This window comes from Paraburkholderia sp. IMGN_8, assembly GCF_038050405.1.
GTDB lineage: Bacteria > Pseudomonadota > Gammaproteobacteria > Burkholderiales > Burkholderiaceae > Paraburkholderia.
Genome location: NZ_CP150900.1, coordinates 3,027,952 through 3,051,000, shown reverse-complemented (window position 1 = coordinate 3,051,000; position 23,049 = coordinate 3,027,952). Strand labels below are relative to the sequence as shown.

Annotated in this window: 16 protein-coding genes and 1 pseudogene; 14 read left to right on the top strand and 3 right to left on the bottom strand. The window is 65.6% G+C overall.

Annotated features, from left to right (window positions below; genetic code table 11):
• Position 1: 1 nt before the first annotated feature.
• The 8 genes from bcsZ to WN982_RS13940 all read left to right on the top strand — a co-directional run bounded on the left by bcsZ (position 2) and on the right by WN982_RS13940 (position 12,749).
• A complete protein-coding gene (gene bcsZ, locus WN982_RS13975) occupies positions 2 to 1,357 on the top strand; it encodes a cellulose synthase complex periplasmic endoglucanase BcsZ (protein WP_341312573.1) in 1,356 nt (451 codons plus the stop codon).
• Positions 1,358 to 1,521: 164 nt separating this feature from the next.
• Positions 1,522 to 5,268 carry a cellulose synthase subunit BcsC-related outer membrane protein gene (locus tag WN982_RS13970; protein WP_341315795.1) on the top strand — a complete coding sequence of 1,249 codons (3,747 nt, stop codon included), beginning with the start codon at positions 1,522 to 1,524 and terminating at the stop codon, positions 5,266 to 5,268.
• 93 nt (positions 5,269 to 5,361) lie between these two features.
• Positions 5,362 to 7,329, top strand: a complete 1,968-nt coding sequence (gene bcsE, locus WN982_RS13965; protein WP_341315794.1) for a cellulose biosynthesis protein BcsE — start codon at positions 5,362 to 5,364, stop codon at positions 7,327 to 7,329.
• Entirely contained in the window at positions 7,329 to 7,535 is a 207-nt protein-coding gene (locus tag WN982_RS13960) for a hypothetical protein (RefSeq protein ID WP_341312572.1), read from the top strand. Before bcsE ends, WN982_RS13960 begins: the two co-directional genes overlap by 1 nt.
• Positions 7,532 to 8,344, top strand: coding sequence for a cellulose biosynthesis protein BcsQ (bcsQ, locus tag WN982_RS13955; RefSeq protein ID WP_341312571.1), 813 nt, complete (start codon positions 7,532 to 7,534; stop codon positions 8,342 to 8,344). The genes WN982_RS13960 and bcsQ overlap by 4 nt, the downstream gene beginning before the upstream one ends.
• Complete coding sequence (gene bcsA, locus WN982_RS13950; protein ID WP_341312570.1) at positions 8,341 to 10,887, top strand: UDP-forming cellulose synthase catalytic subunit; 2,547 nt, start codon at positions 8,341 to 8,343, stop codon at positions 10,885 to 10,887. The genes bcsQ and bcsA overlap by 4 nt, the downstream gene beginning before the upstream one ends.
• Before the next feature lie 42 nt (positions 10,888 to 10,929).
• A complete protein-coding gene (bcsG, locus tag WN982_RS13945; RefSeq protein ID WP_341312569.1) occupies positions 10,930 to 12,480 on the top strand; it encodes a cellulose biosynthesis protein BcsG in 1,551 nt (516 codons plus the stop codon).
• Between the two features lie 23 nt (positions 12,481 to 12,503).
• Entirely contained in the window at positions 12,504 to 12,749 is a 246-nt protein-coding gene (locus WN982_RS13940) for a hypothetical protein (RefSeq protein WP_341312568.1), read from the top strand.
• 68 nt (positions 12,750 to 12,817) lie between these two features.
• Here WN982_RS13940 and WN982_RS13935 read toward each other — a convergent pair whose 3' ends face one another.
• Positions 12,818 to 13,441 carry a LysE/ArgO family amino acid transporter gene (locus tag WN982_RS13935; RefSeq protein WP_341312567.1) on the bottom strand — a complete coding sequence of 208 codons (624 nt, stop codon included), beginning with the start codon at positions 13,439 to 13,441 and terminating at the stop codon, positions 12,818 to 12,820.
• A gap of 97 nt (positions 13,442 to 13,538) precedes the next feature.
• On the opposite strand from WN982_RS13935, the gene WN982_RS13930 reads away from it, so the two are divergent.
• Positions 13,539 to 14,432, top strand: a complete 894-nt coding sequence (locus WN982_RS13930) for a LysR family transcriptional regulator ArgP (RefSeq protein WP_341312566.1) — start codon at positions 13,539 to 13,541, stop codon at positions 14,430 to 14,432.
• A 48-nt stretch (positions 14,433 to 14,480) separates the two neighbouring features.
• Here WN982_RS13930 and WN982_RS13925 read toward each other — a convergent pair whose 3' ends face one another.
• Complete coding sequence (locus WN982_RS13925; RefSeq protein ID WP_341312565.1) at positions 14,481 to 15,851, bottom strand: NAD(P)/FAD-dependent oxidoreductase; 1,371 nt, start codon at positions 15,849 to 15,851, stop codon at positions 14,481 to 14,483.
• A gap of 188 nt (positions 15,852 to 16,039) precedes the next feature.
• Between WN982_RS13925 and WN982_RS13920 the strand changes: the two genes are divergently transcribed.
• The 3 genes and pseudogenes from WN982_RS13920 (at position 16,040) to WN982_RS13910 (ending at position 18,917) form a co-directional block, all read left to right on the top strand.
• A complete protein-coding gene (locus WN982_RS13920) occupies positions 16,040 to 16,993 on the top strand; it encodes a LysR family transcriptional regulator (protein WP_341312564.1) in 954 nt (317 codons plus the stop codon).
• Between the two features lie 172 nt (positions 16,994 to 17,165).
• Positions 17,166 to 17,381: pseudogene (locus WN982_RS13915) on the top strand (cytosine permease); the annotation flags it as partial.
• A 99-nt stretch (positions 17,382 to 17,480) separates the two neighbouring features.
• Positions 17,481 to 18,917 (top strand): aldehyde dehydrogenase family protein, encoded by a 1,437-nt coding sequence (locus WN982_RS13910; protein WP_341312563.1) that lies wholly within the window; start codon positions 17,481 to 17,483, stop codon positions 18,915 to 18,917.
• 22 nt (positions 18,918 to 18,939) lie between these two features.
• On the opposite strand, the gene WN982_RS13905 is transcribed toward WN982_RS13910, so the two are convergent.
• Complete coding sequence (locus WN982_RS13905) at positions 18,940 to 19,890, bottom strand: LysR substrate-binding domain-containing protein (RefSeq protein ID WP_341312562.1); 951 nt, start codon at positions 19,888 to 19,890, stop codon at positions 18,940 to 18,942.
• A gap of 118 nt (positions 19,891 to 20,008) precedes the next feature.
• On the opposite strand from WN982_RS13905, the gene WN982_RS13900 reads away from it, so the two are divergent.
• Both WN982_RS13900 and WN982_RS13895 read left to right on the top strand, forming a co-directional pair.
• Positions 20,009 to 21,181 carry a M20 aminoacylase family protein gene (locus WN982_RS13900; protein ID WP_341312561.1) on the top strand — a complete coding sequence of 391 codons (1,173 nt, stop codon included), beginning with the start codon at positions 20,009 to 20,011 and terminating at the stop codon, positions 21,179 to 21,181.
• Positions 21,182 to 21,256: 75 nt separating this feature from the next.
• On the top strand, positions 21,257 to 22,612 hold the full coding sequence (locus tag WN982_RS13895; protein WP_341315793.1) for an MFS transporter: 1,356 nt from the start codon (positions 21,257 to 21,259) through the stop codon (positions 22,610 to 22,612).
• Positions 22,613 to 23,049: the final 437 nt, after the last annotated feature.

The following is a 23,049-nucleotide window of genomic DNA, read 5'->3' as shown; positions in this document are numbered from 1 at the left end:
GATGGCGCCGGTGAAGTGGACAGCACCGCTGCGGCGGGTGCCCGGCGGGGCGCTGCCGGGCGGAGTCTCACGCGTGGTCGTGGACGCGATTCCGTTGATTGCCTCATCTGTCATCTCGTTTGTTGCCTCATGGGTGGGTGCGCGTGTGGGTGCGCGTGTGGGCGCATTCGTGGCCGGTACGGCGGCCGCGACGCTGACGGCCGGCGCGTTGGCCGCAGGCCTCCCGGATTCGGGTTCGGCCAGTCAACCGGAGCTCGCCGCGCCTGCCGCAAGCAGTTGCGCGGCGCCCGCATGGCCGCGTTGGAAGCAGTTCAAGCGCGATTTCATTTCGCCGGACGGCCGCGTGATCGACGTCGGCTCGGCCGATTCGCGCACGGTGTCCGAAGGGCAGTCGTACGGTCTGTTTTTCGCGCTGGTCGCGAACGACCGTGCCGCCTTCGATACGATCCTGCGCTGGACCGAGGACAATCTCGCGCAAGGCGACCTGACCGCGCATCTGCCGGCCTGGCTTTGGGGGCGTTCGGACAGCGGACAGTGGGGCGTGCTGGACGCGAACGCATCGTCGGATGCCGATCTGTGGATCGCCTACGCGCTGCTCGAAGCCGGCCGCGCGTGGCACGAGCGCAGCTATACGGCGCGCGGCGCGGTGCTCGCGAGGCGCGTGCTCGACGAGGAAACGGCGAGCGTTCCCGGTCTCGGCCTGACGCTGTTGCCGGGTCCAGCCGGTTTTCATCCGGCTCCCGATGTCTGGCGCGTCAACCCCAGTTACTCGCCGCCGCAGCTCATCCGCGGCATCGGCACCCGGCTGCCGGACGACGCTCGCTGGACGCGCCTTCTCGCCAGCACCGGCCAGGTCCTGATCGACACCGCGCCGCACGGCTTTTCGCCCGACTGGGTTCTATACCGCGCCAAACACGGTTTTGAGCCGGACACGCAGACCCAGGCGGAGAGCGCCTATAACGCGATCCGCGTCTACCTGTGGGCCGGCATGCTCGATCCGCGCGACCCGCTGGCGACGGCGCTCCTCACGCGCTTCGCGCCGTTCGCCGGCTTTATCGCCGCGCATGGCGCGCCGCCGGAAAAAGTCGATACGACGAGCGGCGGTGTGGGCGCGAACATGGGTAACGCCGGCTTTTCGGCGGCGGCCGTGCCGTTTCTCGACGCGCGCGGTGAGACTTCGCTCGCCGACGCGCAGATCGCGCGCGTCGAACAGCTCGATCGCGATACGCCGCCAGGCTATTACACCAGCGCGCTGAGCCTGTTCGGCCTCGGCTGGCGCGATGGACACTACCGCTTTGCCGCTGACGGCACCCTCAATCTGCGCTGGAGTTCGCCGTGTTCCGCCGCCGCCCGGTAAGGCGCGCGGCGTTGCTGCTCGGCCTTGCGTGGCAGATTGCGGCGATTGCAGCCTCAGCGCGCGTGGGCGCTCCCGCGGCGGCTCCGGCTACGATTCCTGCAACGGCTCCCGCGGCGGTGCCATCGCCCGCCGCCGCGCCGCCGCAAAACCCCGCTGCGCAACGCATGTACGCAGCCGCCCGCATGTGGTCGACCAAGCATCGCGACGATCTCGCGCTGCAGGCGATCCAGAAGGCGCTGCTGATCGCGCCGGGCGATCCGTCGTTGCTGGCCGAGCAGGTGCGCATCCAGTTGCGTCTCGGCCAGGCACAGGCCGCGCAGGCAACGCTTGCGCGTCTGCGGGCGAGCGCCCCCGGCGCGCCGGCCACGCAGCAGATCGAAGACGAATTCCGCGTCGCGACCAACGGCCGCGAGGAACTGGCGACGATCCGCCTGCTCGCGCGCAGCGGTCAGTCCGCCGAAGCGACGCGCCGGCTGCTCGCGCTGTTTCCGCACGGCGCGCCGTCGGGCTCGCTCGGCGCCGAGTACTACCAGATCATCGCGGGCACGCCCGAGGGCCGCGTGCAGGCAGTCAATGCGTTGCGCCGGCGGGTGGCCGCCGATCCATCGGACGTCGATTCGGCTTTGGTGCTCGCCAATCTGCTGAACGCACACAGCGACACGCGCGCCGAGGCTAATCGCATCGCGTGGAATCTCGCGACACGGCCGGATTCGGATCGCGCGGCATCGCTGGATGTCTGGCGCCGCGTGTTGCAACAGACCGGCACAGACCCGGCTTATCTCGCCGCGCTGCGCGCCTATCTGCAACTCGTTCCGGACGACGCCGAATTCAAGGGCCGCGTTGGCGCCGTCGAAGCGCGACTGGATGCGCAGCGGCAACTCGAACGCAATCCTGACTACATCGCGCAGCAGCGCGGCTTGAAGGCGCTCGCGCGCAACGACCTGGCGACCGCGGAACCGCAGCTCGCGCGTGCTGCGCAAGCGCGCGCGGACGACGCCGAGGCGGTCGGCGGCCTGGGTCTCGCGCGCATGCGCGAAGGGCGGCGCGACGAGGCGCGTACGCTGTTTCTGCGCGCCGCCGCGCTCGCGCCGGACAATCGCGTGAAGTGGGAAAGCCTTGCACGCACCGCGCAGTTCTGGGGCACGCTGGCGCAGGGACGCGAAGCCGCGGCAGCCGGCCGCCCGCAGGATGCCGAGCGGGCCGCGCGCGCCGCGCTCGCGATGGAACCGGGCAACGCCGACGCGAAGCTGATGCTCGCCGACGCGCTGCTCGCGCAGCACAACTGGAGCGCCGCCGAGCCGCTGCTGCGCGAATTGCTGGCGGCGCGGGAGCCGAGCCTGTCGGCGGTGCGCAGCACGCAGACGCTGTTCGAGAACACCGGCCGTGCGGCTCAGGTCGCGCCGTTGCTCGACGCCTTGCAAAGCCGTTTCAGCGCCGCCGGCGACCGCCAGGGTCTCGCGCAACTGCGCGCCGGCATCCTCAGCGCACAAGCCGACGAATTGCTCGCGGCGGGCCAGCGCGGTCCGGCCGCGCAGCGCTACGAAGCGGCGTTGCGGCTCGCGCCCGATGCGCCGTGGACGCGTTTTGCGCTCGCGCGCCTATATCGCGATCTGGGTCTGCCGCAGCTCGGCCGGGTGGTCATGGACGACGGCCTCACCGTCTCGGCGTCGCCCGAGATGCGCTATGCGAGCGCGCTATACCGCAACTCGCTCGACGACATCAACGGCGCTCAAGCCGTGCTCGCGCCGATCGCCGACAAAGACCGCACGGACGGCATGCGTGCGCTCGACCGTAACCTGCATGCGCAGCAGTGGCTCGCCAAGGCCCGCACCGCGTTCGCGCAGGACGACCGCGCAACTGCTGCCGACGCGCTCGAACAGGCACGCCTCCTTGCCGCCGACGATCCGAATCTGCTGGCCGCCGTCGGCTCGTTGTGGATCGATCAAGGCGAGCCGGAGCGTGGCCTCGCGTTGCTGCAAGACTGGATGGCTGCACACCCGCAACAGACCGACGCCGATGTGCGTCTGCGTTATGGCGATCTGCTCGGCGGCGCCAGACGCAACGCCGCACTCGACGCGTGGCTGGACGAGCTGCGCCGTGACTCGCAACTCAGCGCGGCGCAGAGCGCGCGCCTCGAAGATCAGGCGTTGCGTTCGGTGCTGCGTCAGACCGACGAGGCGCTCGATCGCCAGGACTACGCCGGCGCGCGGCAATTGCTCGAGCGCGTCAGCCCGGCGGGCCGGCGCGATAAACGCTACGCGTTCGAAGTTGCCGATCTCGAACGGCTGCAAGGACACTATGCTGCGGCGCGCGCCGCGCTGGCCCCCGTGCTGGCGGCTTCACCAAACGATCCGGACGCGCAACTGGCGCTCGCGCGCGTACTGGAGCAGAGCGGCGATCGTCGCACCGCGCTCGATCTCGTGCGCACGGTGCTCGACGGCGCGGCGCCCGACGACGTCGATACGCGGCTCTCGGCGGCTCGCCGTCTTGCCGCGTTGCGCCGTCCGCAGGAAGCGGAGCAGATTACCTCGGCATTGCGTGTCGCGTATCCGGCGCGGCCGGACGTGACGGTGCAAAGCGGCCGCATCGCCCAGGACCTCGGCCAGTACGAGGGCGCCGCGTCTCTGTACCGTCTGTCGCTGACCCAGGAGCGCGCGGCGGGCGTGACGGCCGGCCCCAATGGCACACCGGCGCAAGCCGCACTGGACGATCTGCAGCAGCGCCGCAATCCGGAGATCGAGACGGCGTGGATGCCCGCCTATAAATCGGGCGACCCCGGCATCTCGCAGTTTCATGCATGGCAGGCGCCGGTGTATGCGCAGATTCCGTATCGCTATGACGGGCACTTTTTTGCCCACGTCGATACGGTCCATCTCGATGCCGGGACGCTCGACGTCAGCGAGGGCAACGCGTTTACGCGCGACACGTTCGGCACGCTGGGCGCCGCCGACAAGCTGGCGCAGTCTCTCAACATTCCGGCTGGGACGTTCGCGGCCCAAGCCGCGAAGCTGCCGTATCTGCATCAGCCGGCGACCGGTGTCGCGCTCGGTGCCGGCTACACGTCGGATGCATGGCGCTTCGACCTCGGCACCACGCCGCTCGGCTTCCCCGTGCATTACCTGGTCGGCGGCGTGCGCTATCAGTTCGACGCGGGCCCGGCGAGCTTTTCGATCAACGGATCGCGCCGCCCTCAGACCAGCAGTGTGCTCTCGTATGCGGGCATGCATGATCCGGTGACGGGCGCCGTGTGGGGTGGGGTGCGCCGCGACGGCATCGACCTTCATTCGGCGGTCGATATCGGCAGAACCAGCGTGTTCGCCGATGTCGGCGCGGGGATACTGACCGGCCGCAGCGTGGAGAGCAACCAGGAGATCACCTTGCGCACCGGCTTCACGGTGCCGGTCTATCAACGCGTCAATACGCTCGTGAGCACCGGGCTGGTCGGCAACTTCTGGCACTACACCAATAATCAGCGCTTCTACTCGTTTGGCCAGGGCGGCTATTACAGCCCGCAGCGCTACCTGTCGCTCGGCGTGCCGATCGAATGGGCCGGCCGGCGCGATGCGCTGAACTGGGATCTGACGGCGACGGTCGGCGTGTCGAATTCGTACGAGAAGGATTCGCCGTACTACCCTAACGGTTTGCCCAATGGCCTTAGCTCAGTGGCGGGCCTCGACAGCCTCGTCAATACGGCCAGTTCGACGCGCGGCGTCGCGTTTTCGTACGGGCTGAGCGGGATCGTGCAGTATCGCTTCAACAAGTACCTGGTGGCGGGCGCGCAACTGAGCATCGACCGTTCGCATGACTACGCACCGAGTTCCGCGCTGCTGTACCTGCGCTACACCTTCGACGGACGCAAGCAGGACAACAGTCTGTCGCCGAGGCCCGTGCGCCTTTACTCCAGCTATTGAACGGCGAATCAAAGAGATCTGGGAAACCAAAGCGTGAGCACTGTTCCAAATCCACCCAAGCCGACGCCGGCCGGCGCCTTTGTGCGACGCTGGCTGCAAGCTGTCCGTCGAACGGGGGCGCATCGCCGCGCGCCGCTGGTAGGCCGGCTTGCCGTCGACGCGCTGCCCGGCGAATGGTGCGCGCTCGAAGGCGGCAAGCTCTACGCGATCTATGCGGCGGCGCGCACGCCGGGGGCGGATGCACTGATCTGGGAAAGCGCGCGCGAAGCACGCGCGCGCGATGTCACGGTGGTGCTGGCACGCGAACGCGCGCAGGTCGCCAGGCGCCTGCGCGAACTCGGCTTCAGCGCCGACGCCCCGGCGAGCGGCTGGCCGCGCAATCTGAGCGTGCTCGCGATGCCGCCCGCCGGCAGTGACTCTGCCGGGGCCGCCGATGCGGCGGCGCACGGGCCGGCGCCGGTCGCGCTCGCCAAAGTGTTCGGCGGTCTGCGCGCGCTCAAGCGCTTCGGTTTCCGTTCGCGCTCGCTGTATTTCGTCGAAGGCGCTGAGCGCTGGTTCAACTGGGACGACCCGGTCGCGCTCGCGCGGGAAGGCCGCATGCTCGCGAACTGGTGCGCGGCGCGCAACATCTCGCTGGTGTTGCTGCTCGGCTCGCCATCCGACGCTGCCGACGCTGACCACGTCGGCGCTGAGTGGCTTATCGCGGAGCCCACGGCCGAGAGCGCCGCCGCCCAGCACGGCCGCAACGAATTTCATGCCGCGTGCTCGGGTGTCGCGCGGATGGAGCGCACGCACGGCGAGCTGTTGTGGCATGTCGACTTCTGGCGCTCGGATCGCACGCTCGTGACCGGCGAAGTCCGCTCGCTGCGCTTTACCGAGAGCGGCCGTCTGAGCGTCGCGCCGGATGCGCTCGGCAGCGGCGTCGCGCGCGGCGACGGACTGCTCGCGCGCGACGAACAGCGGGTGGTGGTCAGCCGCGCCGTCGTGCGCGGACACGAAGCCTGGGTGCCGCCCAACTGGGAAGTGCTGGCCGATCAGAACGCCGTGCTTGCCGCGTGCGCAGGCGCGCAGGCAGCGACCGTCGTGCTCGATTACGCCGGCGGCGCGCAGCTCGAAGCGCTCTGCGCGGCGGTGCATGCGCTGCGCCGCCAGGCTGGGCGGGCGCTGAAGATCGTGATCGTCGAACGCGGCGAAGTGCTGCGCCATCAATACGAACTGCTGGTTCTGGCGCTCGGCGCCAACCTGGTGCTCGGCCGCGATCTGCCGTTCTCGCGGGTCCAGTCGCTGCTGCAATCGCTGCAAGGGCAACTGCACACGCGGCCGATCGCCGCCGATTATCGAAGCGCGCTCAGCGCCGCCTTGAGCGACGCCGTGCTCGGCTATCTGCCGGTCGGCACATTCTGCGAACGGGTGCGCGCCGTGCTCGAACGCAGCGCCGTGCTGCAATTGCCGCACGTGCTCGTCAGGTTGACGCTGCTGCCGCAGAGCGCGCACGTCGAAGCGCTGCGAAGCTGCGTGCCGCGACGCGCGGGTGACATCTTCACGGCCGACGCCGCACACCTGTACGTCTTCCTGTTCGCGTGCCGGCTTGCCGACACGGACGCCGCGCTCGCGCGTATCTTCGAGGTGCCGGTCGAGCGCTTCGCGGGCGACATCGTCCATCTGGCGGAGCAGAGCATCGACTATGAGCTGAAATTGCTGGAAGCCGCGAACCGGCGCATGCCGGCTGCCGATTACAGCGATCTGTTTGCTGCTCCGCTGGATAGTCGGCCCGCAACGCAGGCTGAAGCCGCGAGCGCGGCACAGGTTCCGCGGCGCATGAAGGACGTGTCGACAGCCGACCAGCTCGCGGCGGTGGAACAGGCGCTGGCGGCAGCGTCCACCGAAGCAACTGACGCAGTTGACGGAGCCAGAAGGGGTGAAGGCGCCGAAGTGGCTGAAGGGACAAGGGCGCCTCACGTGCCAGTCCCGCCGCCGGCTTTCGCCGTGCTGCGGGCGACACCGCCGCCGCGCCGCGCCGAGCGGTATGCGATGCCGGTGCGCAAGAAGGGGAGCGAGTGATGGAATTCCTGTTGACCTGTTTTGCCGCCGGTCTGATCGTCGCGGTCCCGGTGTGGGTCGTGTGGCAGCGCGGCGGTTCACGCCGCGGCCTTGCGGCGATGCGGCGCTTCGATCCACGCGACGCGGTGCCCTGTGAAATGGAACCGGTCGCGCTGCGCGCGCGCTTATTGCCCGACGCCGAGCGCGCCGGCGAGGTCAAGCCATGAAGACGATCGCCATCGTCTCCACGGCCGGCGGCACGGGCCGCACGACGCTCACCGCAGCGCTCGCCGTACTGCTCGCGCGGCGCGGCCGTCAGATGGTCGCGCTCGACTTCGATCCGCAAAATCTGCTCGGCGCGCATCTCGGTCTCGACAGCCTCGCGCCGGCCGGCGTGACGCAAGCCCTGCTCGATGAAACCGGCGCGTGGCATGCGCATACGTGGCGCAACGCCGAGGGCGTGCTGTTCGTCCCATATGGCGCGGTCTCGCTCGCGCAATGCGCGCGGTGCGATGCGCGCCTGGCCGCCGAACCGCAGTGGCTGGCGAATGCCCTCGCGCAGCTCGATCTGCCGCACGACGGCGCGGTGGTGATCGATACGGCCCGCTATCCGTCGCAGCAAGCCGATCAGGCGGTGCGCAGCGCCGATCTGGTGCTGTGCGTGACGCCGCCTGAACCGGCCGCCTGCGCGACGCTGATCGCGCATCTCCACGCGTTGCGGCGCGGCTGTGCCAATCTCAGGATTATCGTGAACCGGCTGAACCCGGCGCGCGACATGCAGCGCGACGCACTGGCGATGCTCGGCGCGGCGCTCGGCGACGGCCTGCCGCTTGCACAGCGCATTCATCTCGACGCGGCGCTGCCCGAGTCGTTCGCACGCGGTACGTGGCTGTTCGACGACGCACCGCATTCGCAGGCGTCGCACGATTTGCAAGGCCTGGCGAACTGGCTCGACACATGGCTTGCCGAGGGGTTGGCAGAGCGGTTCGCCAATAGCCGCCCGGCGAACTCGCGCCGCACGGGTACGCCGCGATGAGCGGGCCAGACTCCGCCGGCCGCCGCGAGCGCACGCTACGCCAGCGTGCGTCCGACCGGTTCGCGCGCGGCCTCGGCTTGCCCGCCGAGCGCACCGTGCTCGACTGGTTCGTGCGCGTATTCTTCCAGCCGCCGGCCGCGGGCAAGGCGGACTTCGCGCGCCTGTGGATTCGTGCGGCCATGCTGCATCTGGCCGCGCAGTGGGGCGTGCTCGAACCGCAGCGCTTGCGCGCCTGGCTTTGGCGCGCTTTCGTCCGCCCGCCAAAGCCGCGCACGCAGACCGCCGCCGCGACAGTGCGCGCGGTGCTCGAGTGGATCGACCGCTGGCTGGTGCCGCTCTTGCTGCGCTGGCGGCGTGTGCGCCGCCGTATCGAGGCGATGCTGCCGGTCTTGCCGTGGCAGCGCTGGGGCGCGCAACTCGAAGCCGGCACGCAGCGCATCGGCCATATTCGCTGGCTGCTGCCGCTCATCGTGGCGGCGGGCGCGGTGTTGTGGGCCCTGATCGGCACCTCGCCGTTGTCGTCGAACGGACAGTTCGAATTCTTCGCGGTGCTGGTGGTGGCGGCGCTGGTGATGCGCCGTTTCCCCGGCCGCATGCCCGTGCTGCTCCTGACAACGCTGGCGCTGCTCGCGATGGTGCGCTACGTGTGGTGGCGCGTCACGCAGACGCTTTCTTTTCAGACGCCGGGCGAGGCGATTCTCGGCTATCTGCTGTTCGGCGCCGAAGCGTACACCTGGATCATTCTGCTGCTGGGCTTCGTGCAGACTGCGTGGCCGCTGAACCGCACGGTGTCCGAACTGCCCGCCGACACCTCGAGCTGGCCGAGCGTCGATATTTACATTCCGACCTATAACGAACCCTTGACGGTGGTGCGGCCAACCGTGTTCGCCGCGCAGGGCATCGACTGGCCCGCCGACAAGCTGCGCGTCTATCTGCTCGACGACGGCCATCGCGACGAGTTCAAGGCGTTCGCGCGCGATGCCGGCATCGGCTATATCACGCGCGACGACAATCAGCACGCGAAAGCAGGCAACATCAACCGGGCGTTGGAGAAAACGCACGGCGAGTACATCGCGATCTTCGATTGCGATCACGTGCCGACGCGCTCGTTCCTGCAAACCACGATGGGCACGTTCCTGCGCGACGCCCGCTGCGCGATGGTGCAGACGCCGCATCACTTCTTCTCGCCCGATCCGTTCGAGCGCAATCTCGGCACGTTCCGCCGCGTGCCGAATGAAGGCAACCTGTTCTATGGTCTCGTGCAGTCCGGCAACGATCTGTGGAACGCGTCGTTCTTCTGCGGTTCGTGCGCGATCATCAAGCGCACCGCGCTTGCGGAAGTAGGCGGCGTCGCGGTCGAAACCGTCACCGAAGACGCGCATACCGCGCTCAAGCTGCATCGGCGCGGCTATACGACTGCCTATTTGCCGACCGTGCAGGCAGCCGGTCTCGCCACCGAGAGTCTCGCGAGTCACATCAAGCAGCGCACGCGCTGGGCGCGCGGCATGGCGCAGATTTTCCGCATCGACAATCCGTTCTTCGGCCGCGGCCTGGGTCTCTTCCAGCGGCTTTGCTACGGCAACGCGATGCTGCATTTCTTCTACGGTGTGCCGCGGCTGATCTTCCTGACCATGCCGATGGGGTACCTGTTTTTCCAGATGTATCTCATCAATGCGTCGGCGGCCACCATTGCAGGTTTCGTGCTGCCTTACATGGTGCTCGCCAACATCGCGAATTCGCGGATGCAGGGCAAATACCGCCACTCGTTCTGGGCCGAAGTGTATGAATCGGTGCTCGCGTGGTACATCGCGTTGCCGACCACCGTCGCCTTTTTCAGTCCGAAGCATGGCAAGTTCAATGTGACCGACAAGGGCGGCCGCATCGATGAAGGCTACTTCGACTGGGCGGTGTCGAAACCGTATCTGGTGCTGCTCGCGCTGAACGGCTGCGCGCTGCTGGCCGGCGCCTACCGGCTGATGTCCGGGCAGGGCAGCGAGACCGCGACGATTCTGATGAACGTGGTCTGGACGGTCTACAACCTCGTGATGCTCGGCGCCGCGGCGAGCGTGGCGCGCGAAGCCAAACAGGTGCGCGTCACGCACCGCATCGCGATGCGCGCCGCGGCGACGCTGCTGCTCGCGGACGGCACGACGGTGGCCTGTATCACCAGCGACTATTCGACCGGCGGCCTCGGTCTCGAAGTCGATCCGGGGCTGAAGCTCGCGCTCGGCGACAGCCTCGGCGTCTGCCTGAGCCGAGGCGACCGGCAATTCCATTTTCCGGTGCACGTGAGCCGCTTTGTGGGACCGCACCTCGGCGTGCGCTTCGACGATCTGACGCTCGAACAGGAACGGCAAATGGTGCAATGCACGTTCGGCCGCGCCGACGCCTGGCTCGACTGGGACGAGCAGACCATCGAGGACGCGCCGCTGCGCGGCCTGAAGGAAGTGCTGACGATGGGCATCGAAGGTTATTCGCGGCTTCTGAGCGGCGTATTGCACGCCTTTCAGTCGCTGCTCGCGCTGGACCGTACACGCTACTAACGCCGGTGGCGCGTGCGCCCGGCCAATAAGAGAACTCTGTTCATGACTCTGTGGAACCTGTACTTCATCATCAAGCTGTATCTGTTCACGGGTGGGCATCTGCAACCGCTGTGGATCGCCAACATCGTGCTCGCGCTGGCATTGGCGGTGAGCGCGACGCTGCGGCATCGCGGGCTGCGCGTATTGCGCAACCTGCTCGGGCTGGCGATCGGCGTGCCGTTGATGTACTCCGAAGCGAAGGCGCCGCCGTTCTCGCGTCTGACCGAAGAGTTCGGCAACCTCACGACCTTCAGTTTCGGCTACTGGCTCGAACTCGCGCAGCGCTTCTTGCCGCCGATGCTGTTGCTGGCCGCCTTCGGCGGATTGATCGGCTATCTGATCGTGAACCGCTGGCTGCGCGTGGCGACCTTCGTGTTGATCGCGCTGGTCGCGATCCCGCTGTGGCAGGAAGGCAGCGTAGTGCTCGCGCGGTTGCAAAGTGACCCGGCCACGGCCTCTTCGAATAACGTGCTCGCCGCCCACCCGCTCGACCATAACGCGACGCTGGCGGCGTTCCGCACGGAGGAATCGCAGCGGCAGGTGAGCTTCGGTCATCTCGGCGCCGATGCGAACACGCAATTCGACTTGATCGTGCTGCATATCTGTTCGCTGTCGTGGGACGACCTCGATGCGGCCAAGGCGCGTAATCATCCGATGCTCAGCCACTTCGACTATCTGTTCACGAACTTCAGCACGGCGGCCAGCTACAGCGGACCGGCCGCGATTCGCGTGTTGCGCGCGAGCTGCGGACAGGAAGCGCACGCGGACCTGTACAAGGACGCGCCGCAGCAATGTCATCTGCTGGCCGATCTGGCGCAAGCCGGTTACACCCCGCAAACCATGCTGAATCACGACGGCCATTTCGACAACTTCCTGCAACTGGTGCACGACAACACCGGTGTGCCGAACGTGCCGATGATCTCGAATGCGAGCGCGCCCGTCGCCATGCATGCGTTCGATGGCTCGGCTATTCGCGACGATTACGCGACGCTTGCCAACTGGTACGCGCAGCGCGCCAATACGGCAGGGCCTGTCGCGCTGTACTACAACACGATCAGTCTGCACGACGGCAACCGTCTGCCGAACAGCAGCCTGTCGAGTATCGATTCGTACCCGCAGCGCGTGAACAAGATGATGAGCGACTTCGACCGCTTTGCGGATCTGATCGCGGCTTCGGGACGGCGCGCGGTGATCGTGTTCGTGCCGGAACATGGCGCGGCGCTGCGTGGCGATGCCAACCAGATCGCCGGCTTGCGCGAAATCCCGACGCCGCGCATCGTCCATGGACCCGCAGGCGTGCGGCTGGTCGGTTTCCAGGGCAATCACAGTCCGACCACGGTGATCGACAATCCGACGAGCTTTCTCGCCGTCGCCCAATTGCTGTCGAATCTCGTCTCGAACAGTCCGTTCAAACCGGGCGTAACCTTGTCGCAGTACGCGGCCAACCTGCCGCAAACGGAGATGGTCGGCGAGAACGAAGGGACCGTGACGATGAAGACGGCGTCCGGTTATGTGGTGAAGACGCCTGACGGCGTATGGGTGGGCGGCAAATGACAGCGACTGATACGGAAGCGCCGATGAAAGCGCCTATCAAGGCCCGTGGGGCGGCGGCGGGCGGCTGGCCGGTGGACGATATCACCGGTTTGGGGCGCCGTTTGCCGGAAATCGATCCGGCCCGATATTTCGACGAACAGGCGCGGGAGTCGTATCAGCACGCCCTGGTGAAGTGGCCGGTGCTCGCGCGGCTGATGAAACTCGTGCCTGCTGATGATGTGGCTTTGCCCGCGGCGCAGAGTCCGGCGCGGGCGCCAGTGCTCGAATAACGGCTGTTTGAGGCATGCGCCGGCTAGCGCGCGTCGTGAGAGCGAGCGCTGCCGCGGCGGCGCCACGCTCAACGAAGCTGCGTCACCGCCAGCAGCAACACCATGCTGCCGATCGCGCCATCCAGCACGCGCCATGCGGTCGCGCGGCGAAACAGCGGCGCCAACGCTCGTGCGCCATAACCCAAACCGATAAACCAGATTCCGCTTACCGCCATCGCACCGAGCGCGAACGCCACGCGTGCGCCGTCCGGTTCACGCGCGCCGGCGGTGCCGATCAGCAGGAACGTGTCGAGATACACGTGCGGATTGAGCCACGTGAAGGCCAGCGTCATCAGGATGATCGGCATGGCGCGTTGCACGGGAGGCGTGGCGGCGCCATTCGCGTTGGCGTCCAGAACAGCGTGCCCCGGCCGCACAGCGCGGCGCAGCGCATTGATGCCGAACCACGCCAGATAGGCGAGCCCCACATACAGCATCGCGTGGACGAACACCGGATAGCGCTCGACCAGCACCGACGCGCCGCCGACGCCCGCGCCGATCAGGATGAAGTCCGAGATCGCGCACAACGCGACGATCTTGCCGACATGCGAGCGCATGATCCCTTGCCGCAGCACGAACGCGTTCTGCGCGCCGATTGTCACGATCAGCGACGCGCACAGCGCCGCACCGTGGGAAAAAGACAGCCAATTCATAATCGATCCAGTAGACGGAAGAGACGAACGAGGCTAGTCTGCGGTTTTGCTTCGCATAAGAGAAGCTAATTTAGTTAATGCAGATTAAGGAGCGCTAATGCTCGACTATGCACTGCTCGATGCACTGGCCGCAGTGGTCCGTCACGGCTCGTTCGACCGTGCGGCCAGTGAACTCAATGTGACGCCGTCAGCCGTATCGCAGCGGGTCAAGCTGCTGGAGGAACGGGTGGGCAGCGTGCTCGTCAAGCGCGGCCAGCCGTGCGTCGCGACCACCTCGGGCGCACTGCTGTGCCGCCATACCGAACGCGTGCAGTTGCTGGAAGCGGAGCTGACCGGCCGTCTGCCGGTGCTGCCCGGCGCGCTGGTCGAACCTTGGCCGGCGCTGCGCGTCGCCGTCAACGACGACAGCGTGGGCACCTGGTTTATCGACGCGGTGGCGGGTTTCTGTGTCGAGCGGGAAATGCTGCTCGATCTGGTGATCGACGATCAGGACCACACGGCGCAGCGGATTCGCGACGGCAGCGTGCAGGGCGCGGTCACGACGCAGGCCGAGCCGGTGCAGGGCTGCCGCTCGACGCGCCTCGGCCGGATGCGCTATCTGGCGGTGTGTACGCCAGCGTTTCGCGCGCGCCATTTTGCCGACGGCATCACGCGCGAGACTTTGCGGCGCGCGCCGTGTGTCGATTTCAATCCGAAGGATCAGTTGCAAAAGCGCTTCATGCGCCGCATCACGCGGGCGGAACTCGATCCGCCATTGCACTGGATTCCGCACGTCGCCGGTTTTTTGCGTGCGTGCGTGACGGGGCTCGGCTGGGGTATGTGCCCGGAACGGATGATCGCGCCGCATCTGGCCAGCGGCGAGCTGGTCGATATGGCGCCCGGCAAGCATCTCGACATCGATTTGTACTGGCAGAGCTGGCGCCTGTCGATTGGCTGGCTCGACGATTTCGGTGCGGTGCTGCGCAAGCGGGCGGCGGAGTTTCTCGACTGAGGCTGCGCGGGCGGTGTTTCCGGGAGACGCCGCCCGCGCTTCTCGACTTCAGTGCAGCCGGATGACCGGATGCACGCGTCTGCGCAACCAATGACTCGCCGTATCGAGCGCCATGCGCGCAAAGCCGGTCAGCGTCATCACGTGGCGCCGGTAGATGAGCTTATAGACGGCAGTCGCCAGCCAACCGTCCACGAACACCGGCCGTGTTAACAGGCTGCTGCTCAGGCTGCCGATCGTGCCTTCACGGCCGAAACCGACCAGCGTGCCCGCGTCGTGATACGCGAACTCGGGCAGCGCCTCGCCTGCCACCCGGCACTTCAACGCCCGCGCGAGGAACAGCGCCTGCTGATGCGCGACCTGTGCACGCGGCGCCAGAAACGCACCCGCGTTTTCAGCAGGGCAGGCCGCGCAATCGCCCAAGCCGAATATGTTCGCGTCGTTCGTGCACTGTAGCGTGCGGCTCACCTGCACCTGTGCGTTGCGATTCACCGCGATGCCATCCAGCGTGCGCAACACCGGCGGCCCCGCGATACCGGCGGTCCAGATCGCGATGTCGCTCGCGAGCGGCACGCTGTCGTTCGTCAAGACGGCGTCGGCGCGCACTTCGGTGACGCGCGTCGCGTTCAATACTTCGACGCCGAGATTGCCGAGCATCCGTTGCGCACGCGCCGAAATCGTTTCGGACAACGCGGGCAGTACGCGCTCGCTGCTTTCGATCAGACGGATGCGAAAGTCGCGCACCGGATCGAGTGCGAACGGGCTATAGCGGTTCAGCAAACGCACGGTATCGCGCAGCGCCGCTGCGAGTTCGACGCCGGTTGCGCCGGCGCCGATGATGTTGATCGACACGGGCGTGTCCGCTTGCGAGGTCCGCGCGCGACGCGCATGGTTCGCACGCAGACAGGCGTCGAGCAGCTTGCGGCGGAACGCTTCCGCATGCGCGACCGATTCGAGCGGCAACGCATGTTCGGCCGCGCCTGGCACGCCGAAATATTGCGTGACGCTGCCCATCGCCAGCACCAGCGTATCGAACGCAAGCTGGCGCGCGGGCAGAATTTCGCGGCCGTCGGCGTCGTGCAGTGCGTTCACCGTGATGTGCTGTTGCGTACGATCGAGCGCCGCGAGTTCTCCCTGTTCGAATTCGAAGCCATGCCGCTGCGCCTGCACCGCGTATTGCAATTGATGTGTGGCCGGATCGAGCTGGCCGGAAGCGGCCTCGTGCAGCAATGGCTTCCAGAAATGCGTCGGCCAGCGGTCGACCAGCACGATCTTCGCAAGCCCGTCGCGGCCGAGCGTTTCGGACAGACGTGTAGCGAGCCCAAGGCCGCCGACGCCACCGCCGACGATCACGATCCGATGTGCCGAGCTTCGCGTGGTGCTGTGCGCTGTAGAGGTTGCTTGCCGATCGATTGCGACCATGATCCGTATCCTCCCGAGTTTACTGAACTGATGACCCGAACTGGTTATCCGCACTGAGCCGGCGAAGGCGCTAATCCGCTAACGCGCTATACAAACCATTCGCCCGGCTCATCTGTCAGGGCCAGTATAGAATCCGCATAATCAGCAGCACAATTTAATGTTTATACAGAACATATAGGTTTTCACTTATGTTAAAAGCAGCCACGTTCCGTCAGTTAAAGGCCTTGCATACCGTCGCGAAGCTCGGCAGCGTGTCGCGCGCCGCGGAAGAATTGCGGCTCACGCAACCGGCGGTGTCGCTCCAGGTGCGTCTGCTCGAAGACGCTGCGGGCGCGCCGCTCTTGCAGCGGGTCGGCCGTGGCGTGCAACTGACGGCGGCGGGCGAAATCCTCGCGCGCTACGCGCTGGAGATTCTCGATCTATGGAACGGCGCGGCGGATGATCTGGCCGCGCTCCACGGAGAGCAGGGCGGCACCTTGCGGATCGGCGCGATTACCACCGCGGAGTATCTGATTCCGCCGTTTCTAGTGCGCTTCACTGAATTGCGCCCGCAAGTGAAGGTGCAGTTCAAGGTCGGCAATCGCGCCGACATCATCCGCATGCTCGCCACGCACGAGATCGATCTCGCGGTGATGGGCAGCGCGCCGCGCGAATTGCGTACGGTGGCCACCGCGTTCGCAAAGCACCCCATGGCGTTCGTCGCATCGCCCGCGCATGCGCTGATGAAGAAAAAGCGCCTGTCGCTCGACGACTTGCAAACAGCGAATCTATTCGTGCGGGAACGGGGCTCGGGCACACGCTCGACCGTCGAGAATCTGTTCCGGCAAGCGGGTCACAAACTGCATATCGGATCGGAATTGTCGAGCAACGAGGCCATCAAGCAACTGGTCGAAGCGGGTTTGGGCACTGCGTTTCTGTCGCTGCATGCCTGTTCGCTGGAGTTTCAGGCCGGCTTGCTCGCGTTGCTGCCGTTGCCCGCCAATCCGATCGAGCGCGACTGGTATGTGATGCATGTGTCCGATAAACGCCTGCCGCATGTCGCCAGCCTGTTCCGCGATTTTCTGATCGAGCAGGGTATGTCCGGCACGGTGCCGATCCGGCTGCCGACCCTCGCCGCGGCGAAGCGGCGCCGACAGGCCTAGGCCTGAGTTCGAGCCCGATCATTCTCGCGATTCGGTAAAGGTTGGGCGGGCGATATTTTTTTGCCCGCGCCGATTGTCTTTACACTGGCGTCCAGACATCTGAGAAAATTGGACGCCGCATCCCCCTGGCGAGCCATCGTGATTGACATGGCCGTTACGGAAGTCGGCGACACTGAGCAGCAACAGCATCACCCAAATCGAAACATTCGGTTTCGAACGCATTCCCGATCGCTCGCGTTATGCGCGGCCGATCGATCTGTTCCGCTTGCTGTTCGGCGGTTGCAATAGTTTTTCGACGTCGGTACTCGGCAGTTTTCCGGTGCTGCCCGGCTTGTCGTTCAAGGCCGGCGTCCGGTCAATCGTGCAGGGCCGGGTTCAGGCCGGAAGCGCCAGGACCTTTAGCGTCGATGTAAAGCATTCGATGCCGTTGCGGGTGCAATCTCCGGCCCGACGTCTGATCCGATCATTCATGTAGAGGACCAAGCTCATGCAACACGCCAAACAGTTTTACATCGACGGCCAATGGATCGACCCGGTCGAATCGGTCGATCCTGCCACGCTCGACGTGATCGATCCGTCCACCGCGGCCGCGTTCGCGCAGATCTCGCTGGGCAGCGCCGCCGATGTCGATCGCGCCGTGGCGGCGGCGAAACGCGCGTTCCCGGCGTATAGCGAAACGACGATCGCGCAGCGCATCGACCTGCTGCAAGCGATTCTCGACGTGTACCGCAAGCGCTACGACGACATGGTGCACGCGATCAGCCGCGAGATGGGCGCGCCGCTCCAATACGCGAACGACGCGCAGGCGTGGACCGGCGTCGCGCATCTGGAAACGATGATCCGCACGCTCGATACCTTCGAGTTCGAGTACACGAAGAGCAGCATTCTGATCCGCAAGGAAGCGGTCGGCGTATGCGGGCTGATTACGCCGTGGAACTGGCCGGCCTTGCAAATCACCACCAAGGTCGCGCCGGCGCTGGCGGCCGGTTGCACGATGGTGCTCAAGCCCTCGGAACTGGCGCCGATGAGCGCGCTGCTGTTCGCCGAAATCCTCGACGAAGCGGGCGTGCCGGCCGGCGTCTTCAACCTCGTGAACGGCGAAGGCCGCACGGTGGGTGAGGCGATGTTGCGTCATCCGGACATCGACATGATGTCGTTCACCGGTTCGACGCGCGCGGGCGTGCAGGTCGCGAAGGCGTCGGCGGATACGGTCAAGCGTGTGCATCAGGAGCTGGGCGGTAAGTCGGCCAATCTGATTCTGGAGGACGCCGATCTGAAGGACGCGGTGATGCGCGGCGCGCGCGCGTGCTTCGACAACAGCGGTCAATCGTGCGATGCGCCTACGCGCATGTTCGTGCCGCGTGCGCGTGAAGCCGAAGCACTGGCGTATGCAAAGGAAGCGGCTGAAGCGCTGGCCGTCGGTCCCGCGGATGCAAAGGGCACCGATCTCGGGCCGGTTATCAGCGAGCAACAGTTCGACAAGATCCAGCGGCTGATCGGCGTCGGCGTGGAGGAGGGCGCGACGCTGGTGGCCGGTGGCCTGGGCCGTCCTGAGGGTTTGACGGATGGCTACTTCGTGCGGCCGACGGTGTTCGGCAAAGTGACGCCGAATATGACGATCGCGCGTGAGGAGATCTTCGGCCCGGTGCTGTCGATCCTCGCCTACGACTCCGAAGACGAAGCGATCGCGATGGCCAACGACAGTCTCTACGGTCTCGCGGGCTATGTGCAATCCGGCTCGATCGAGCACGCGCGTGCGGTAGCGAAACGCTTGCGCACCGGCACGATCTATCTGAACTACGCGGACTACAGCCCGGATGCGCCGTTCGGCGGATTCAAGCAATCGGGTAACGGCCGCGAGTATGGCGAGTTCGGTCTCGAGGATTTTCTGGAGATCAAGGGCGTGGTGGGCTACGCGACTTAAGTTCGCGTGACTAACCGTGTAACTACAGCAGCAGTTCGATCGAGTGAAACAGGCGGCGCTGCTCGGGATCGTGCGAGCGCGCCCCTTCGTCGATCACTTCACGCAAACAATCGAGAAAACACGTGGCCGCGGGACTCGTCGGCGCGCCGCGGCGTGACGTGATGCTGACGATGGTTTCATCGACCGTCTCACGCAGCGGCAGCGCCCACAGATTTTCCTTCGCGATGCTCACCTCGACGAGCGGCCACGGGAAGATGCTGAGCATGTCCGTGCGCGCGAGCAAACCCAGCACGATCGCCAGCGAATGCGCGAGATGGATCGTGTGCGGTACGGTCATGCCGCGCTTGCGGAACAGGTTGTCCGAGATCGACTCGCGGCTCGCCGGGTCCCAGTTCAGCACCCATTCGGCATCTTGCAGTTCGAGCAGCGTGCGGCAACCGGCCTTGGGATGATCGCGGCGCGCGACCACGGCCGAATGTGTCGAAAACAGCGGCACGTTGTGAAATTCCGATTGCGGCGACGCAGGCGGCGGACGGCCGATCGAAAAGTCGAGGCTGCCGTCGCGCAAGCGTGGTTGCACGACCGCCAGCAAACCTTCGAAAAATTCCAGCTGCACTTCCGGCATGCGCTGCCGGAACCGCTGCACGGTCGGCGGCAGAAAAGTCAGCGCGACCCACGGCGTGACACCGATGGACAGTTTGCCGGCCGCCGCGCCGCGCATCGCTTCGATCTCCGCTTCCGCGCGTTGCAATTGACCCAGCACGAGCCGCGCATGGACGACCAGCGCACGGCCGAACTCGGTGAACGCGACGCCGCTTGCGCTGCGCACCACCAGCGGCGCGTGCAGATCGGCCTCCAGTTCGCGCATTGCCTTGGTGACGGCGGCCGGCGACAGACCGAGCGAGCGGGCCGCGGCCCGGATACTGCCGGTATCCGCAATCGCCGCTAAAGTGCTGAGCTGATGCAGTTTCATCTGACAAGCGTGTATGAAGGTGGCAACCACGGGTTGCTGCCGCAACGATTCTACGCCTGCCGCTGGAAAATCGGCGTCGCTATGCTCGGTTCACGCATTCATAGACGGAGACGACATCGTGAACACCATGGCCATTCCGGCAGGCATCGCCGAACTGGAAGACGAAATGATTGCGCTGCGCCATCGCATCCACGCGCAGCCGGAGCTTGCCTACGAAGAGTTCGCCACCGGCGACCTGGTCGCCGAACGCTTGCAGCAGTGGGGCTATACCGTGCATCGCGGGCTCGGTCAAACCGGTGTTGTCGGGCAATTGAAAGTTGGCAATGGCGCGCGCAGGCTCGGCCTGCGCGCCGACATGGACGCGCTGCCGATCCACGAATCCACCGGCCTGCCATATGCGAGCACGGTGCCCGGCAAGATGCACGCATGCGGCCACGACGGCCACACGGCGATCCTGCTGGCCGCGGCCAAACACCTCGCGCAGGAAAAGTGCTTTGACGGCACGCTCAATCTGATTTTCCAACCTGCCGAAGAAGGCCTGGCCGGCGCGAAGAAAATGCTGGAAGACGGCCTGTTCGACAAGTTTCCGTGCGACGCCGTCTTTGCGATGCATAACATGCCGGGATATCCGACCGGCAAGTTCGGTTTTCTGCCGGGTTCGTTCATGGCGTCCTCCGACACGGTGATCATCAAGGTGACCGGACGCGGCGGTCACGGCGCGATGCCGCACAAGGCCGTTGATCCGGTCGTGGTGTGCGCGCAGATCGTGCTGGCGTTGCAGGCCATTGTGTCGCGCAACATCGCGCCGCTCGACATGGCGATCATCACCGTTGGCGCGATTCACTCCGGCGAAGCGCCGAACGTGATTCCGGAAACCGCGGAGATGCGCTTGTCGGTGCGCGCGTTGCGGCCCGAGGTTCGCGATTATTTGCAGGAGCGTATTACGGCGCTCGCCTGCGGACAGGCTGCGGTGTTCGGCGCGCGGGCGGACGTCGACTATCAGCGCCGCTACCCGGTGCTCGTCAACGACGCGGAAATGACCGGCCTCGCGCGGCAAGTCGCACTCGGCTGGCTCGGTGAAGACGGCCTGATTGCCGATATGCAGCCGCTGACCGGCAGCGAAGACTTCGCGTTCCTGCTTGAGCGTTGCCCCGGCAGCTACCTGATCATCGGCAATGGCGACGGCGAGGGTGGCTGCATGGTGCACAACCCCGGTTACGACTTCAACGACGCTTGCCTCGCCACCGGCGCGGCCTATTGGGTGCGGCTCGCGCAGACGTTCCTCGTCTGAGTTCAGCTTTTATCTTCGATTGACGGAGCGGCCGTAGAGCCGCGCATCAGCAGGAAGGACACCATGGAGACAAAGATGGACTATTCCGCTACACCGCAACCCGCGCGCGCCGACACGTTGAACATGCAGAGCGCGTTGTCCACGCAGCCCGTTCAGCGCGCGAGCCATGTGAAGGCTATCGCCGCGATCACGCTCGGCAACGGCCTCGAGTTCTTCGATTTCACGATCTACAGTTTCTTTGCGACCATCATTGGCAAGTTGTATTTCCCGGTCGAAGGGCAGCTTGCGCAACTGATGCTGGCGGCCGGCACGTTCGGCGTGGGTTTCATCATGCGGCCGGTGGGCGGCATTGTCCTGGGTGCGTATGCGGACCGCGCGGGGCGCAAGGCCGCGATGAGTTTGACGCTGTGGCTGATGACGCTCGGTTCGGCGATCATCGCATTCGCGCCGACTTACGCGGCGATTGGCGTGGCCGCGCCGCTGTTGGTGATCCTTGCGCGATTGATTCAGGGTTTTGCGTTGGGTGGTGAGGTTGGCGCATCGACTTCGCTGCTGCTGGAATACGGCAGCGACAAGACGCGCGGTTTCTACGGAAGCTGGCAGTTTGTGAGCCAGGGGTTGAACACGGTGTGCGGCTCGTTGCTCGGTGTTGCGCTGGCGGCGGCGTTGTCGACGGCCGCGCTCGAAAGCTGGGGCTGGCGGGTGCCGTTTGTAATCGGCATGGCGATGGGGCCGATTGGTATCTATATCCGGAGGCATCTGAATGAGACGCTGCCGGGCGTCGAAGACGGCACGGCTCAGGCGGACCGGGTGCCTGCTGCGCAGCCGGTGCGCGAGTTGTTTCGCGATCATTCGCGCGTGATAGCGACTGGCGTGTTGACGACCATCGGCGGGACGGCGGCCAACTATATCGTGCTGTTCTACCTTTCTACTTACGCGATCCGGATTTTGCATTTGCCGATGTCGTCGGCGCTGTGGGCCGCCTGGACTGCGGCGGTTGTTACGGTGATATGTTCGCCGTTCGCGGGGGCGTTGTCCGATCGCGTTGGACGTAAGCGGGTTTTGTGGGTGTCGCGCGTGTTGTTGATTGTGGCGGTGTATCCCGCGTTTATGATTATTAATGCGTCGCCGACGGTGCCGGTGTTGTTGTCGGTTGTTGCCGTGCTGGCAGTGTTTGTTGCTTTTACTGCCGTGCCCAATATCGTCATGCTCCCGGAGATGTTTCCGCGCGAGATTCGCGCTACTGGGATGTCGATTGTTTATTGTTTGGGCGTGTCTATTTTTGGTGGGTTCGCGCAGTTTTTTGCTACCTGGCTTATTCAGATTTCCGGCAGTAATCTTGCGCCTGCCTGGTATTTGATTGCATGTGGTTTGGTGTCGCTGTTGCCGCTTCCGTTTATGCGGGAGACTGCTGGGGAGGTCATTGATTAGGTTTTTTTTTGCGCGTAGCGCGTGGTTGGGGTGTTTGCCTGCGGCGTTGGCCTTTCCTTGATTTGTTATTGGTTTATTAGCGTCGCCCCTGTGCGGGGCAGGCACTTACTTTCTTTGCCGCCGCAAAGAAAGTAAGCAAAGAAAGCGGCTTCACACCGCTAATTCTTAAGCGGGTCCCCTGGCTTGGAGGAGGTAGTGGAGCATCTGGAATCGGTGTTCTCGCGCACTCCGCGCTGGTGACAAGGCAGTCATACTTCCGGCGGCGCTGCGCGCGCCGTGGCGGTACTTCATCAAACCGTCTAGCGGTTTTGGGGCTTGGCGGTACATCAAACCGCCTGCCGGTTTCGGCGCTCGGCGTCACTTCATAAAACTGCCCGCCAGTTTCAGCGCCGGCGTTTCGCCTGGCATAGTGACTCGCGCTCCCAAACTTCGGTGCG

Coding starts and splice junctions, on each gene's coding strand:
- WN982_RS13970 (WP_341315795.1), top strand. CDS start 1,522: ATGTACGCAGCCGCCCGCATGTGGTCGACCAAGCATCGCGACGATCTC.
- bcsG (WP_341312569.1), top strand. CDS start 10,930: ATGACTCTGTGGAACCTGTACTTCATCATCAAGCTGTATCTGTTCACG.
- bcsA (WP_341312570.1), top strand. CDS start 8,341: ATGAGCGGGCCAGACTCCGCCGGCCGCCGCGAGCGCACGCTACGCCAG.
- WN982_RS13930 (WP_341312566.1), top strand. CDS start 13,539: ATGCTCGACTATGCACTGCTCGATGCACTGGCCGCAGTGGTCCGTCAC.
- WN982_RS13910 (WP_341312563.1), top strand. CDS start 17,481: ATGCAACACGCCAAACAGTTTTACATCGACGGCCAATGGATCGACCCG.
- bcsQ (WP_341312571.1), top strand. CDS start 7,532: ATGAAGACGATCGCCATCGTCTCCACGGCCGGCGGCACGGGCCGCACG.
- WN982_RS13895 (WP_341315793.1), top strand. CDS start 21,257: ATGGACTATTCCGCTACACCGCAACCCGCGCGCGCCGACACGTTGAAC.
- WN982_RS13905 (WP_341312562.1), bottom strand. CDS start 19,890: ATGAAACTGCATCAGCTCAGCACTTTAGCGGCGATTGCGGATACCGGC.
- WN982_RS13925 (WP_341312565.1), bottom strand. CDS start 15,851: ATGGTCGCAATCGATCGGCAAGCAACCTCTACAGCGCACAGCACCACG.
- WN982_RS13920 (WP_341312564.1), top strand. CDS start 16,040: ATGTTAAAAGCAGCCACGTTCCGTCAGTTAAAGGCCTTGCATACCGTC.
- WN982_RS13940 (WP_341312568.1), top strand. CDS start 12,504: ATGAAAGCGCCTATCAAGGCCCGTGGGGCGGCGGCGGGCGGCTGGCCG.
- bcsZ (WP_341312573.1), top strand. CDS start 2: ATGGCGCCGGTGAAGTGGACAGCACCGCTGCGGCGGGTGCCCGGCGGG.
- WN982_RS13935 (WP_341312567.1), bottom strand. CDS start 13,441: ATGAATTGGCTGTCTTTTTCCCACGGTGCGGCGCTGTGCGCGTCGCTG.
- WN982_RS13960 (WP_341312572.1), top strand. CDS start 7,329: ATGGAATTCCTGTTGACCTGTTTTGCCGCCGGTCTGATCGTCGCGGTC.